Annotated in this window: 14 protein-coding genes and 1 riboswitch; of the genes, 2 read left to right on the forward strand and 12 right to left on the reverse strand. The window is 36.9% G+C overall.

Annotated elements, in window-relative coordinates:
• Window positions 1-330, reverse strand: a 330-nt coding sequence (locus tag CSEC_RS13135) for a hypothetical protein (RefSeq protein WP_154017665.1), incomplete at its 3' end; no start/stop codon positions are given.
• A gap of 114 nt (window positions 331-444) precedes the next feature.
• Between CSEC_RS13135 and CSEC_RS08060 the strand changes: the two genes are divergently transcribed.
• Complete coding sequence (locus CSEC_RS08060; protein WP_041017962.1) at window positions 445-1,236, forward strand: GNAT family N-acetyltransferase; 792 nt, start codon at window positions 445-447, stop codon at window positions 1,234-1,236.
• 83 nt (window positions 1,237-1,319) lie between these two features.
• Here CSEC_RS08060 and CSEC_RS12770 read toward each other — a convergent pair whose 3' ends face one another.
• From CSEC_RS12770 to CSEC_RS13535, 7 genes are all read right to left on the reverse strand, one after another.
• A complete protein-coding gene (locus CSEC_RS12770) occupies window positions 1,320-2,468 on the reverse strand; it encodes a methyltransferase domain-containing protein (protein ID WP_053331913.1) in 1,149 nt (382 codons plus the stop codon).
• A gap of 96 nt (window positions 2,469-2,564) precedes the next feature.
• Window positions 2,565-5,153 (reverse strand): hypothetical protein, encoded by a 2,589-nt coding sequence (locus CSEC_RS08070; protein WP_154017666.1) that lies wholly within the window; start codon window positions 5,151-5,153, stop codon window positions 2,565-2,567.
• Between the two features lie 122 nt (window positions 5,154-5,275).
• Complete coding sequence (locus tag CSEC_RS12775; RefSeq protein ID WP_053331914.1) at window positions 5,276-6,301, reverse strand: YqfO family protein; 1,026 nt, start codon at window positions 6,299-6,301, stop codon at window positions 5,276-5,278.
• A gap of 31 nt (window positions 6,302-6,332) precedes the next feature.
• On the reverse strand, window positions 6,333-7,244 hold the full coding sequence (locus CSEC_RS08080) for a DMT family transporter (protein ID WP_041017964.1): 912 nt from the start codon (window positions 7,242-7,244) through the stop codon (window positions 6,333-6,335).
• A gap of 120 nt (window positions 7,245-7,364) precedes the next feature.
• Window positions 7,365-8,831 (reverse strand): carcinine hydrolase/isopenicillin-N N-acyltransferase family protein, encoded by a 1,467-nt coding sequence (locus tag CSEC_RS08085; RefSeq protein ID WP_041017965.1) that lies wholly within the window; start codon window positions 8,829-8,831, stop codon window positions 7,365-7,367.
• Window positions 8,832-8,932: 101 nt separating this feature from the next.
• Window positions 8,933-9,304: a hypothetical protein gene (locus CSEC_RS08090; RefSeq protein WP_041017966.1), complete on the reverse strand. Its 372-nt coding sequence runs from the start codon at window positions 9,302-9,304 to the stop codon at window positions 8,933-8,935.
• Window positions 9,305-9,340: 36 nt separating this feature from the next.
• The gene (locus CSEC_RS13535; RefSeq protein WP_419761212.1) at window positions 9,341-9,583 is read right to left on the reverse strand and encodes a DUF2905 domain-containing protein; all 243 of its coding nucleotides are present in this window, start codon (window positions 9,581-9,583) and stop codon (window positions 9,341-9,343) included.
• A gap of 75 nt (window positions 9,584-9,658) precedes the next feature.
• Here CSEC_RS13535 and CSEC_RS08100 point away from each other — a divergent pair, with 75 nt between their 5' ends.
• The gene (locus tag CSEC_RS08100) at window positions 9,659-10,582 is read left to right on the forward strand and encodes a polyprenyl synthetase family protein (RefSeq protein WP_053331915.1); all 924 of its coding nucleotides are present in this window, start codon (window positions 9,659-9,661) and stop codon (window positions 10,580-10,582) included.
• A 2-nt stretch (window positions 10,583-10,584) separates the two neighbouring features.
• Here CSEC_RS08100 and recA read toward each other — a convergent pair whose 3' ends face one another.
• The 4 genes from recA to CSEC_RS08120 form a co-directional block, all read right to left on the reverse strand.
• Entirely contained in the window at window positions 10,585-11,673 is a 1,089-nt protein-coding gene (recA, locus tag CSEC_RS08105) for a recombinase RecA (RefSeq protein WP_053331916.1), read from the reverse strand.
• Between the two features lie 95 nt (window positions 11,674-11,768).
• A complete protein-coding gene (locus CSEC_RS08110; protein ID WP_041017968.1) occupies window positions 11,769-13,025 on the reverse strand; it encodes a Y-family DNA polymerase in 1,257 nt (418 codons plus the stop codon).
• Window positions 13,026-13,034: 9 nt separating this feature from the next.
• On the reverse strand, window positions 13,035-13,472 hold the full coding sequence (locus CSEC_RS08115; RefSeq protein ID WP_079978017.1) for a LexA family protein: 438 nt from the start codon (window positions 13,470-13,472) through the stop codon (window positions 13,035-13,037).
• Window positions 13,473-13,627: 155 nt separating this feature from the next.
• Complete coding sequence (locus CSEC_RS08120) at window positions 13,628-14,545, reverse strand: glycosyltransferase family 92 protein (protein WP_041017969.1); 918 nt, start codon at window positions 14,543-14,545, stop codon at window positions 13,628-13,630.
• A gap of 201 nt (window positions 14,546-14,746) precedes the next feature.
• Window positions 14,747-14,941, forward strand: a riboswitch (cobalamin riboswitch).
• Window positions 14,942-15,002: the final 61 nt, after the last annotated feature.

The raw sequence follows: 15,002 nt of genomic DNA on the forward strand, positions 1-15,002 counted from the left end.
CTCGCGTAGATCAAAATATTGAGACCCTTTCAATTCATTTTTAGCAACATCTTCAACATAGGCTGCAAAAGATTCAAAACTGACATCATAAAGACTATCCTCAATTCTAGTGCAGGTATACATCCTCCAAATAGGGGGGCGCGGATCGGGATTCATTGACCAGCTTGTTCTTTTATTGATCCAAAAGCGATTAGAAAAATTACAAACAACCGTTGTACTGTTTTGAAAGGGGTTAGAATTAATGGCTCTTCCCTTAAAAGAGTTTGCAGCTCTTAAAAAAAAAGAGGGTCTAAATAAAGCCTGGGAAGTTACAGAAGATGCTGATTGCATAAAAAAACTCCATTTTTATAATTTCGCTTGTAAACTTAAGATTATACACCTTTCTCAGTCAAATTTATTTTAAGAAAGCGGCTAAAAGTTATTTTTCTTACAAAAAGGTTTTTTATGAATGAAGCTCCCCCATTCTCAAAAGAAGGTCAATACAACGGTCGTGTTCAAATAAGTCTCTTTCACTCCTGGTACCCTTCCTCTAAACCCTCTGAACCGGAAAGCCTGCCTATTTTATTTCCCAGTATTGAAAGCAAACGCCTTTCCATCCTCCCTTTTACCGAACCCTATAAAGAAGAATTCAAAGCCAAATTCAATCATAGATTTTCATCCTCATTTCCAGATCAAGAAGAGATAGCAACAATTAGTCGAATTCTTGAGCAAGAGCTCAGTATTAGTGGAAGTGTTGCAGAGGCTCTCATAAATAAGGATTCACTCCGAATTTTAGAAAATAATCCTCTCACGGGATATCGACTCATTGAGAAAGGATCTAATAAAATCATCGGCAGAGTTTGCATGGAAGAGTATGCTAAGGGCCGAGTTAAATGCGATATAGTCTTGGATAAGGACTATCAAAATCAACAATATGGAAAGGAAGCCGCCATTACGATGCTTTTTTTTGCTATAGAATACGTCTCAAGAAGTGATTTAAGTGAAAAAGGTCGTGTTCAGAGTTTTGTTTCGATCCTAGATGGAAATGATGAACGTAGTATAAAACTCGCTAAATATTTGGGAATGGTAGCTCATAATAATCCAAAGGAATTGGAGCTTGATGAATTGGCGTCGCATCAACAAGTCTACGAAATACCCACCGACTACCTTAACGCGGTTTATAGAACCCGCTTTATAAAGCTCGATCAGCGAAGCCTTTTAGATAACTCTCACGCTAAAAATTGGACGCGTCATTAAAAAATAGCATAATCATCAATAGGCTCGTTTTTTATCTCTTTGAAATAACTAGCTTATATTTTTTTATAGAGCGGTGAAAAGCCTTAAATGTTTCTTTCTTTAAAATAATATTCCCACGCAGGTAATTCTAAAGTAAATATTTTTTCTGGAGAAGTGAGGAAGATTTCCTTCATCTCCTTAGCTTTCATCCAGCCGATATCTCGGCTTTCGTCTGATTCAAGCTTTGGCTCCGCGTCTTCAACCTCGCAAATGAAAATAAAGCCTATCCAAGGCTTGCCACCTTTTAGCTGCTGAGTGCAACAAAAAGATTTAAATCCAAAGGCAGCATCAAAATTGGGCTCATAAATCTCAGTTTTATCTTCGTGTTTAATTTTTTTTAGCCTTAAACCGCATTCCTCATCAATTTCACGAGCCATCGCTTCATAAACAGTTTCATAGGGCCTATCTAATGAACCTGCCGGAAATTCCAAAGTGCCTGTATAAACAGGGTCGCTACTTGGCTTCCATCTCGTTTGGATAAGAACCTCTAAAACCCCATCATGAGTCCGTTCAATTATTCCTGCCACAAAAGGAAGAGCTGCTCCGAAATTTCTCTCTACAGGTTTCCTTCCAATAAAACGAATCAGATTTTTAACGCCTTTTGCTTCATCTTTATAGGTTTGACCTAAATCATCAAGCAAATGAACTTCAAAATTTTTTGTTACTTTTCTTGTAAATTCAACGCTAAAATAGCGTTTAGAAACCCCTCTTATGTTGTAGAAATTTTTCTCAAGAAACATACCTTCTTTAATTTCCGGATCATGAATTGAGTTGGAGAGAAAGGTTATTAGGGCTCCCGGTTTTAAAATTCTCTCTATCTCACGAAAGATTTGAGTGGTGATTTCTATATTAAAATAATGAAGAGACAAATGAGCGTAAACGCAATCAAAAGAATTATCTTCAAAAGGCAAACAATTATTTAAATCAATTTTCTTAACACTGATTTGAGTTTTCTTTTCTTCAGTAAGTTTAGAAACAATCTCTTCAAGCGGACTTGGATCTATATCTGTGCTTACAACTTCAAATCCATGATTTAGGAAAAAAAGACTATCCTGACCAAGCCCTGATCCCAATTCTAAAATCTTACCACCATTGGTGAGGTATTCTTTCACGGTTTCAGCAAAAATTGAAGGCTTTAACGTCCAATCCTGTCCCTTATAATAGTCATGTAATTCCTTCCAAGTCGATGTCATAAAGTGCTCTTTTTTAGGCGCAAATTGTAATATTTTTAGGAAGGGATGTCGATTAAAAAAGAAAGAATGGTGGCTTAAGAAGCCCCCTTGTTTAGATTAAAATTTTTCTTTTCCAATATCCGCCATTCTTTCAGTGAAGATTCTCCAAGTGGCACCTTTAACCCACTTCTCAGTGCCTATAAGGCGAAGGCCTGTTCGATCGTGGTTGATGGTGCCAAGGTCAAGTTCTTTAGTGCCCGGATTAAAAAAGAAGGCAAAATAAATGGTCTCATCTTGACTGCTATTCCAATTGGTATCAAAAGCAAGTAATGCGCCGTTTTCTATTCCTTTACGATCTTTTTCTGAAAGAGCATGCATCAAAAGATTATTATTTAAAGAAAGAAGAGCCGTTTCATCTGTTGAGAATTCTTTAAAGAGGGTAAGGACCGTTTGATAAAAGTCAAAGACACTCATTTTTTGCCAATCATGACAGGCCAATTTCTTTTTAAATTCTTCAAATGAAGCTGGGATTCTCTCCTTAACAAATTTGCAAAGCTCCTTTTTGGCTTCCTTTGGAACTGTTTGATCGGCAATCATTTGATAGGGGGTCATGAGATTTTTCTTAATTTGCTCTTCAAGGGGACTTGATTTATCGCTTGCCATCTTTTTAAGCATAGGATCTTCAAACGGTGTAAAATTAAAATCATGAAGTCCATCTACTCGAGTCAGATATTGGGTTTTCAAATCATCTTTTGATTGGCAAAATTTAAGGGTCTCGTAAATCAGGCTCTCAGCATTTTTTGGAGTTATTTGAGTATGTTCGTAATTGAAGGGTGTTTCCGTATAAGTGCTAAAAACATGGCCTTCTGAGTCCCCTATAGCAAGCATCCAAGGTGTTTTTTTTAAGATTTTGCTTAACCATGTCTCATCAATTGAACAAGTATCGCTTATATTTCTAAGAGCATAGCTCATTTTGAAGCGGCCCATAAAATTGCTGTTTTGAATAAAGGAGCGCATCGAATCAAGACCTTCTTTCTTATCTTTATCTTGATTCCACTCTTTCATCGAAGATAAAGCATCGAAAGCTTTCAATAGGTGCGTTTTGAACATTTCCTCATTTTTTATTCTCTTCCAGTGCTTCATTGTTAATCCCGGTTCTTTAGCATAGAGAACAAAAGCGCCAAAGTGCGAGCTGCCATCGCTTGCCGCCTCAGAATTAACATCAGGATCATATTTATAGTGAAAATGCTCAAGAAAAGATTCCTTTAATTCAGAAAGAACCGCTTTGGCAAAGGATTTATCTAATTGTTGTAACGCATTAGTAAATTTTAAATTTAACTTTAAACCGCCAAATAGATCATCCATTTTGGAATTATGGCTTGGGGCCGGAGCCGCCGCCATAGAAGCCATAGTATATTCTAAAATTCTGCCAATGGAGTTGGTTTGCAAACTAAAGGCTAACTTTCCCCATTTCGCGTGTTTTTCTTGAATGTGTTCTTCATCTTTTATGGCTACTTTTGCAAAAGTATCAATAAAATTATCTATCGTAACTTTCTTAGATTCTAAAATAAATTTGACAACTTCCTCTAAATGTTCTTTTGGCTCGGAAATTCCCATTACCATTAGAGCCTCTTTAATGCCGATGCATTCTAGAATGGAAAAATGTTTTTCAGAAACATTTCCTTTGGTATCAAACTCAAGTTGGCATGATAAATCATCATCTGCCATTTTTGAAACGAAAGGAAATTGCATTTTTTCTTTTTCAACCATTCTTATTAATTCACCTGTTTGAATAAGAAGCCTCATATCTTTTACAAACCATTTGGGTTGTTCATCCTGCACTTGTTTAGCTTCAGAGGTTGCAAAGCAAGACCCGACAGGCCCTTGATGCAATAGAGTAAGAAGAGCAGCTAGGGTTGCTTGAATGGCGTGCAAGTCGTTAATTTTTTCATCGGCTTCTAACTGGAGATAACTTCTCAAAATCCGATTCATATCTGCGCATGGATCATTTGGCTTCTTCGCCAAGGTAATTTCCTTCCTAAGCATATACTTCGATGAAATTTCATTTAATTTGATCTTGATGAAATTCTCAAAGTCCGGACCTTCTCGATTCATGAGTTCTATAACAAGCGGAATTAATTTAACGTTGATTGATCCGATAGGAGTGACTAAAATTTTAGCTATCGCGATAGGTTCCTTCGTGGCCCGAAGCATTTCTTTTTCTTGAATCGTGCATTCAGAATCCAAGTCCATTACGTTTGATAAAACTTTTGAAATATCCTCTCGGCACTTCATGCAAACCTTTTCAAGAGACTGCTCAAAATTCAAAGGATCTATTAAATCGGCTAAATTTTTATAATTAACCCCAGCTAGATAGATAACAGAAGAGAGATAACTTTCAGTCTCTATTTGAATCGTCGAATGCGTCTTTTCTTTAGCTTGTTCTATAATTTTTTGAGAGAAAGCCAAAATAAGTTCCCTTTCTTGGGAATCTTTCATGAGCGGCATCATCTTTTTTAAAGTGGTAATCTCGGAAGTATAAAGCAATGATCTCTGACTTTTTTTAGATTGCGTAGGGGGTTCAAAATTTTCGAAATATTTGGTAGCTAACCCCTTGCTGTCCGAAGAGGAAGAGGCTGTTTCAGCGGCACTTAAAGAGGCGGTTGACTGAGCTCCCCATATAGCGTTAGATAATGTATTCCACATATGATTTTCCTTTTTTGGTTTAAAAACGAAAAATAGAACGTCTAAGCGCTCAAAGTAGATCATTAAAGAATCTTTGTAAACCCTGCAAAGAAGTAAAAAGTAAAGGAAAATGAGAAACAAAATTAGTCGGCTTCTCTATGCCTTTTTTTAGGGAGAGATAATAATGGAAAGGCTTCAATTTTTGTTTTTTTATATCTTTGGTCGCAAGAAAGGTCCTCAACAAGCCTTCTCAATGCATCAGGGGGGGCTACCGATTCAATCGATTCCCCTTTTTTAAGCACTATCGCTTTAAAGTCTTTTTTAGACGGATATTTTAAAATGCCGGGAGTTGAAAAACTGCAATTAAAATAATTTCCAATTGCGCCAATACCTGCTTTACCCATTATTTCTCTGAGATCATCGGTTTTTTTTTGACTGGTAAGAAGGTTTACTTTAACCATATTGCAATACGCATCTGAAATCTGCATGACTTTAACCACATTTTCAAGCCAACCCAACTCTCCATTTTTACCGTTCGGAATAAGATCAATCCCTACTTCTTCATAAGGATGAACTTCTTCTATAGCTTTAATTAATGTAGATAATCGATGGATGCTAACCCATGTAGTGTATTTCAGTTCTTCCACTATTTCACTTTTCCCAACAGAGCCGATAGCGGGATCGGATCCTTCTCCCGGGATGTATCTAGCTTTTCCTTTGCAAGAAAGTACATTGGAGCCAACCCCTAACACCTTTATCATAGTCTCTCCAATCATTTCTGCTGAAAGAGGAGCAAATACAACAAATTTCACTATTTCCGATATGGAATAGATCTCACTTATTGGAAAAGAGGTAGGTATGGTTGTTTTTTCAAGGCATGCAAAAGTGGTATGATGAGTCTTTCTTAAAGACAGTTCAGCGCAAACCGTTTTTATCGTATCAATAGGCGCTTTCATTTCTACTTTAAAAATAGAGTGAATATGAGGTTCTATACCGCTTCCATCAGATTGAATCATTTGCGCTTTTACCAAAAAAATGGGAAAAACTACTTCTTTGGATTTTGTGCATATATGATCCGTCTTGTCTTTTTTAGAAACGATTAAGGTGGCTTTAGAAATAGGTAGTACGGAAAAAAAAACTGCCGGTGTTTTAACTTGAACTCCGTTCATTTTAAACCCTTATAAACCCTTATTTTTAAAGTTAACTGATAGCTTTCATGCTAATTTCTAGTTTTCTCTCTTCTAGTGAAAAAAGGTAAAGCCCAAAAGCGATAATTATTATAGATAAATAAAATTGCCATAATATGTTTTCACTTAAAAAAAACCATCCTAAGGTGGCAGTAAAAAATGGCGTTGAAAACCCGGCAAAAGATAGGAATGTGGCTGAATATTTTTTTAATAAAAAGGCATAGAGATTATAGCAAATTAAGTTTGATACAATAAGAAGAATGGAAGAAAAAATAAGAAAGTATTTCCAATTCAAAACTGGAAATGGGTTCCAGTCCTCCATCACATAAGAATGGCCAAGAGATAAAAAACCGCCTGCCACCATGCTAATGCCATTTGCTAAAAGAGGATGGCAATCTTCTTTTTGAACCGCCTGTTTTAAAAGTATCCAGCCATATACGCTGCAAACAACGGCCATGACCATAGAAAGCTCAGGCCATGAAATAAAAGGAATTTCACCTTTTGATTCGTCAATGGACTTCGCTAAAATGAGTGGTAGAAATCCTATAAATCCAATGATTAATCCGAGACATTTTTTTAAATTTAACACTTCAGAAAAAATAAAATAGGAAAATACAGCTGAGATGAAAGGTGAGAGGTTATAAATCAGACAGGTTTTATAAGTGTATAGATATTTTAAAGCATAGGCTTCAAAAATATTTGTGAAGTAAATATTAATTACGCCGAGAGATAAAAGCCTCAATAATATGCTTGTGGAAAGCATCTTTTTTTTGTTCGTAAAAAAAAAATAGCAAACTAACATTAATAACCCGGCAAAAAACATCCTCGAACCTACCAAAAAAAGGATCGAGGAATATTGGAAGCACATTTTTTCCACAATAAAAACGAGTGCAAATAAAGCGTAGAGAAGAAAAACTAAAATCATTAAATCTAATAAAATTCAAAGTTTTGATAGCAACTTGAAAAGAGATTAGCTAATAATTTATTATAATTCAACAAAAATAATAACTTGTATTATCTATCACACATCATTGGGAGCTATGTTTTAATTTTTCATTTTAAAATCGTCATAGTTTTTTATATTTAAATCTCTTCCAAACCAACTTTTAAGCGGCACTTCCATAAGCTTTTCAGAGCCTGCATATCCATTATCAAATGAAATAGAAAATGATTCATTGGGTTTAATAATAGCTGTGCTTATAGTTCTAGCGTTATTTACTTCACGGCCGGATCTTATTTTTTGCAATCTTTCTTTCGCGTTTAATATATTTTTATCATGAAATTTAAGGTATTTATTGTGAATTTCACCTTCTCGCTCCCAACTGTTTGTGGGTGTTGGTCTTGTTGGATCTGGAGCATATCTAAAATTTAAAGTCACAAGGGGTTTCTTTTTATCCCACTCTCTTTCATTATTGGAACCATTAGGCATCTGCATCAAATGAACACTTTTGCCATCATGTTTATCCGCAAAACAAAGATTAGATGAGCTTAGAGCTTTCTCCTGGCAAAACCGCAAAGCTTCCTCAACATTCACACAGCTTTCTATGAGATGTCTTAAATAGAAAACTATAGGCATTTTTTCAGGATAATCAGTCATGCCTATAGCTACATTAAGAGACCCAAATAAGCCTTTTTCATTAAGGGACGTAAGATAGCCGACAAGCAAGGGACAGCTTTGGTTAATTGTCCTTATTCCGCAAGAAGTTTCTCTTAGTTCTACAAACGAAACGGTTCCAAAAATACCCATCGAATTCCAGTCTACAGTACGAAGCACTGTCGGGCCGCTTTCTAAATCATCCCCGTCCATAACAACCGTGCATCCCATGGCTTCTTTTTGCCTTTTGAGCCAAATTTCCGCATTTTTATAATCCATGCTGCCCATATCCGGCAGCATGTTGAAATAAATTATCCATTCCAAAGTTAGCGGTTCGCCTTTCAAAAAATTCCAGCCTTCCCTTTTCTTATTATAGCCGTCTACAAGCCCCTGCATTTCCGCTAAGTACTTTTCGGGAATGACGCTTTTCATTTTTTCAGCAACAAGAGGAATTTCTTTTGGGAACCCCATCAAAGTGCAAAAGGCAAAATTATTTAAACCGATCATTTTTTTTATTTGCGGGGCCATCATAAACCCTCTTGCATAACCTGCATCATAAGAACTTACTTCTTTGGGAATTATAAGAAGAGGCAAATTCCCTTTATAGACCAAGTGAACGCCTCTACAACAAGCTTCCTGAAAGGCTTTGTCTGAAGGATTGTGGGTTGGGGGAATAAAAAAGGGAGCAGTTGCATTGGCCAAAAGAGACCCAATCGTTAATTGAAGACCTGTAAAAAGTTGATAATAATTACTATTTGAAAGGCCCGAATACGCCATTACAAGTCCAAGCCACGTAAAAAAAATTAAAGTGACTTTTAAAGCTAACGGATTATCATGAAGAAATTTTTTGGTTGGAGAGTAGGTTGAAACAAATGGGATTTTTTTAGAGGAGTCTATACAATTATGTGTCGCCTGCATTTTTTTACCTTTAAGTTTTTTAAATAAGGTGTGGTAACCTTTTTAAAATACCTTTTTTTATACGGCAATTACTTTCAGACGAAAATGAAAATAAAGATTATTTAGTCTTTTCTATATTTAAGCTCCCAAACCTTTTGCCTTGCCTTATTAAGAGGCTCATAACATTTTTTTTCTGAACAGAAAGTTAAACAGTTTTTAAGATAAGGATGAACGGATCGAACATCTTTTGAAGATTTAACAAAGAAAGCTTTTCTACCCCTTTTCCCTTCTATCACCATGACAGTCTCACCTTCCTCAGAAGAAATATGGACTTTGCCATTTGTCGAGTATTTAAATTTCAGGTTACGATCGCAAACTTCTTGAACCGCTTTTATCTCCTGCCATTTTAAGTAGAAACAAAACCCGGCACCTGAAAATGACAGACCAAGAAGTCCAAATTTTGAGTAAGGGTTATTAAATATTGGCAATCCCATAGCGATATCCATTTGCTTATGTAAAGCTGCTTTACATTACTTTCTAAAAAACCAAAAAAATAAATTTAAGACAACAGTAAGAATTATGCTTAGAATAATTGAAGTCATTATAGGGAAATAAAAAGAACCGCCCTTCCCTTTATAACTATAATCTCCGGGTAAATTTCCGAGAAATCCCCCGATTTTATTATTGAATAAAAAAAGGAGTCCGACAATACAAAGAAGGATTCCGGCCATCAAAATTATTTTACCAAAATTTTCCGACATCGACAATTCCATACGTTTTTAACTTTATCTATTTTATAATGTTTAATAAATCAATTTTTATTATTTCCTCATTTTCTTAAGGTTGAAATGGAATGTGCATCTCCCACTTGTGATAGAGCCTCTCAATTAGAATTATTTTTTGAGCCCTATTTAAAAACGATTGAAAAAACTCTTGGCCAAAGACTTTCCCGATTGAATCCGGATAACTCTCTTCATCAGGCCATCCTATATTCTTTAAATAGCGGCGGCAAACGCTTTAGACCGGCCCTTGTCATGATGATCGCTGAATCCTTAGGAAATGGTTTTGATGTTTCCCCCTCAGCTCTTGCTATCGAATATTTTCATACAGCGACCCTCATTGCCGACGATCTGCCTTGCATGGACAATGATGATATGAGAAGAAACAGGCCTTCTCTCCATAAAGCTTTTGGCGAATCAACAGCTCTTCTCGCAAGCTATGCGCTCATCGCGGAAGGTTTCGGCTTAATTGCGGAAAATGGAGACGTTTTAAATAGCGCCCTAGGAGATGGTAAAACAGCTGCTCTTGAAGCTTTCAAGATAGCCTCATACAACACAGGCATTCACGGGGCAACAGGCGGACAATTTTTTGACCTTTATCCAAAAGAGCTGACTGAAAGTTCTTTAAAAGAAATCCATCACATGAAAACTACCTCTCTTTTTGAAATTGCCTTTGCTTTTGGATGGCTTTTTGGAGGAGGAAACGCTTCTGATATCCCTTATGTTAAACGCCTTGCTTCATCTTTCGGGTCAGCTTTTCAAATAGCTGATGATTTTGATGATTTTGAAAGCGATGCAAAAGAAAGCCGAATGGCAAATAAAGTGATCCTTCTTGGTCCCGATCCTGCTTTTAAGGAGCTGGAAAGAGAAGTCTCAGCTTTTAATGACACTCTTTTTCATTTAAAGATTGAATCTCAAGCTTTTAAAGGAATTGGAAAGTACATATTAGAATGGGGAAGAGCCGGTAAAAACCGGCTCTTAGCGAAATCGTAAATTTAAGCGCCTGCCATCGCAGGTTCTTTTCGACCTTTTGGAGAAACCGGCTGAGGAAGAACTTGCTCTTCAGCCTCTACAGGCGAGCCTTTAACTTTTATCTTTTCCATAATTTTGGCTTCAATTTCTTCAAGCATCTTGGGATTTCCTTTTAGAACATCCCGCGCAGCTTCTCGGCCTTGTCCAAGTTTTTCATTGCCATAAGCAAACCAAGCGCCTTTTTTATCAACGATGCCATAATCAACTGCCAAATCAATAGCACTTCCTGTACGGGAAATACCCTCATCAAAAAGAATATCAAACTCAGCTACTGTAAAAGGAGGAGCCATCTTATTTTTAGCCACTTTTACCTTAACTCTATTCCCAATTTCTCTATTATCGGCGCTCTTTATAGAACCTGTTCTTCTTATGTCCAATCGAACGGACGAGTAAAATTTAAGGGCTCTTCCACCTGTTGTAGTCTCAGGGTTGCCATACATGACGCCAATTTTTTCACGAATTTGGTTGATAAACACAGCGCAAGTATTACTTCTTGATAGGGTCGCCGTTAGTTTTCTAAGAGCTTGAGACATCATACGGGCTTGAAGGCCAACAAAATTATCGCCTATCTCGCCTTCCAATTCAGATTTTGGGACTAGAGCTGCTACAGAGTCTATAATAATAACATCTACAGCATTTGATCTTGCCAGCATTTCTGCGATATTAAGAGCTTCTTCTCCGCAGTCCGGCTGAGAAATCATCAAATCATCTAAATTTACGCCGATTTTTGCAGCGTAAGACGGGTCAAGAGCATGTTCGGCATCAATATAAGCAACAAGGCCTCCCGCTTTTTGAGCATTAGCTACAATATGAATAGCAAGAGTTGTTTTACCGGAAGACTCAGGACCATAGATTTCAACAATACGTCCACGTGGAACACCGCCGATTCCTAAAGCCACATCGAGAGCTAAAGAACCGGTTGGCACGACTTCCACACCACGCATCGACTGCCTGTGTCCGAGGGACATAATCGCACCCTCTCCAAATTGTTTTTTGATATGGCTGACGGCAAGATCTAGCGCTTTCCGTCTTTCAGATTGCGGCTGACTCATAAATTTTTTCTCCTTAATAAACATAGAAAGCATAATTGATTTGGCAATGAGAATCCAGAAGGAAAAAGGAAAAGATTAAAATAAAAGCAATCAACTTAAATTTTTATATTTAAAATCTCATCCCATCTTGTGGTCCATCTTAAGGACCTTTTTTCCTGTCTCATAGCCCACTTTTTTTTAAGTCCTTCAGCTGCAAATTGAACAGCTTTCTTTCCCAATTTCTGGTTAAGTTCGTCGATAACGCCTTGCGCTTTTTCCCATTTTTGACAGTATTCAATTTTCTGAAAAAAAAGATCCCCTTGCTTTAACTCCCGGCTTGTAAGATCTCCAAGAATTACGCCCGCCTTCCGATAAATCCGCCCTTCCTCAAATAAATATCTAGCCCCCTCTTTCGCGGCGTTTATTAAAAATGGAGTGGACGAAACAGGTTCTTTAAAGATGATCTTTACAGATGAATAACCACGTCTAAAAGGGTGGTATTCTAAATACACAATGCAGTAAGAAGCATTGGACTGATCTTCCCTAAGCTTTTCTCCGGCGATCGATGCATAAGTTGAGACCGCTTCATAGAGCTCTTCAAGTGAAGTCACCGGCCTCCCAAAACACCTAGAACTCGTAATAGACTTTTTGGCAGCCGGAGCTTCCCCATTTGTGAAACAGCGTATTCCCCGAAGTTCAAACACAACACGAAGAAGGACCACTGAAAATCTTTTTTGAATAAAATCATCTTTTGCATCTCTTAGCTCCTTTGCATTGTTAATCAGGCTCAAGCCAAGTCCGGCATGCAAAGAGCTTCCAACTCCCCAAATTTTATGGGTTGGAGTATTTTCTAAAAAGGAAGACTCTTCTTCAGGTTTTAGAAAACAAATAAAATTTTTTTCTTTTTTAGCTTTAGCATTCGCCAATTTGGCAAGAACTTTTGTTCTGCCTAATCCAATAGATACAGGGATTCCTACATAATCTAAGATCCTTTTCCTTAGAGATTTCGCTTGATCCTCAATTGATTTGGCTCCCCAAACAAGAAAAGCTTCGTCAATTGAGTAAAAGTCAACTTCAGATGAAGCTTCCTCTATAAGACTCATCACGCGATGGGACATGTCTCCATAAAGAGCATAATTCGAAGATAAGACAGCGACATTTTCTTTTCTAAATTTTTCCCTATTTTGAAAAAAGGGAGCTCCCATGGGGATTCCAAGCTCTTTAGCTTCATTAGACCTTGCAATCACGCAACCGTCATTATTTGATAAAATCACAACCGGTCTATTTAGCAGTTTTGGGTTAAAGACGCGCTCGCAAGAAACATAGAAGTTATTGCAATCAACCAAGGCTATAAAAGTATCAGGGTCTTTCATTGTACAATTTCAAGTTTTGTGAATAATGTAGGTCACAACACCCCAGATTTGAAAATCGACCCCGCCATCTACTTTTATTGGCTTAAAAGTGGGGTTTTCAGGAACAAGCCATGCCCCTTCTTTATTGATTACAAAACGTTTAACCGTAAATTCGCCGCCCACTACAGCTACGACTATTTTGCCATGAACCGGCTCTTTAGAGCGGTCTACGACAAGAATATCCCCGGATCTAATGCCGGCTTCTATCATCGATTCTCCTTCTACCTTAACATAGAAGGTAGATACGGGATGGGAAATAACAAGTTCGTTTAGATCCAAACGTTTTTCTATATAATCATCGGCAGGGGATGGAAACCCTGCTTGCACCGAATTAAAGGCCGGTAAAAATTGAGGGTCTTTTATTTCCGGTTTTGCTATTGAAACAATATATAAAGTATTTTCTTTCATAAATATTTTATTATAAATTAAAACAAATGAACTTAATTATAATTCGGTCATTTGTTAATGTCTTCGAATTTTTAAATAGAACCTTAATTTCCCGTTAAATTATGTTATTATTTTAAAGTTATGCGTATTTTAAAACACGCATAACTTTAGAACTTCTAAGATTTCATAGCTTTATGAAGTTTTGGCAAAAATCGAAGAATCGTTTCATCTTTTTCAACGCTGAATGGTTTGATATAAGCTTCTAAATCTAGATAGGGATGTCTCTTCTTTAGCCTGTCTTTTTTTTCTGTATTAAAAAATTCTTTATCTCGCGTCCAGTAGTGATTCATTTGTAATTTTGAGTAGGAAGGTTTTCCGCTTCCAAGCTTTTTTACCACTTCACGATTCTCATTTACGGCATAAAGAGTTTTATTTTTTTTACCCATTTTAGGGTCGCTGTTCTTTTTATAAATAAAGGCATGGGAAGTCCAAGGCTTTTCAACATATTCGGGCCTTACAATTGATTTATAAGAAATATGATGCTCATTTGTTAGTTTCGCTCGCTTCACCAAAACTTCAGTCATAAGCTGATTTTCAGGGATTTTTTCGACATCTGAAGTTCCAAACATGATCCAATTGACAATAATAGCCGGAACATCCTCGTATTCATTTAACACATCCACAATAGAATCTTTGACAACAGGGACGATAAATTCATCGATATCTAAAAATGCAGCCCACTTAGCGACCCCGCAAGATTTTTTAACCCCATCTAAAAAAGCGTCTTCTTGAGCTTTTATCCAAGACTTCCGATCCGTAACGGCAACATCCCACTGTATCAGGGTTACCTCTCCGGACTCTACGTAAGGGGTAAGTACTTCCATAAAGCTATCTTCGCTCCTATTGTTATAAAGATAAAAATGAGTTACTCCGACAAGCTTATGAAATTCGATCCATTCTTTTAGAAAACGAGCTTCGTTTTTAAACATGCTGCACATGACAAGCGGATGTTTATAAGTTTTTTGATTTTTTTCAATGGCAAAAATCGAGGTCAAAAAAAGAAAGGAAAGTAAAAAAAAACGTTTAAACAACATGAGTCCTCTAAAATTTAATTGTTAACTTATTCCAGCTTATATGGTTTAACAAATAAGAAATAACCAGCGCAAGAAGCAAAAATTAAAAAAGCTAAAATTTAGTGAGTTATAGATGTAAAGCCAGAATCCTGTTGACCTTTTTAAGAAAGGTTGGATAGGCTTAATGAAAGCCCATGCAGATTTCTAAAAAATCTACTTTCATGGGTTAAGCTATAAAAAAGTGCCCGTTGACTACGGTAACGGGAGAATAGGGAAACAGGTGAAAATCCTGTGCGGTTACGCCGCTGTAACGAAGGACGAAAGCAAAATAACGCCACTGCAAAATATTTTTGCGGGAAGGCCTCGCGAGTAGAACGATTTCGAAGTCAGAAGACCTGCTTTTTTATGCTCATCATTTGAATGGAAAAGACTCTATTCCATTTAAAAAAACTGTCTCGTTAAAGACAGGATGGGGGAA

Source organism: Criblamydia sequanensis CRIB-18, from assembly GCF_000750955.1.
GTDB classification, from domain to species: domain Bacteria; phylum Chlamydiota; class Chlamydiia; order Chlamydiales; family Criblamydiaceae; genus Criblamydia; species Criblamydia sequanensis.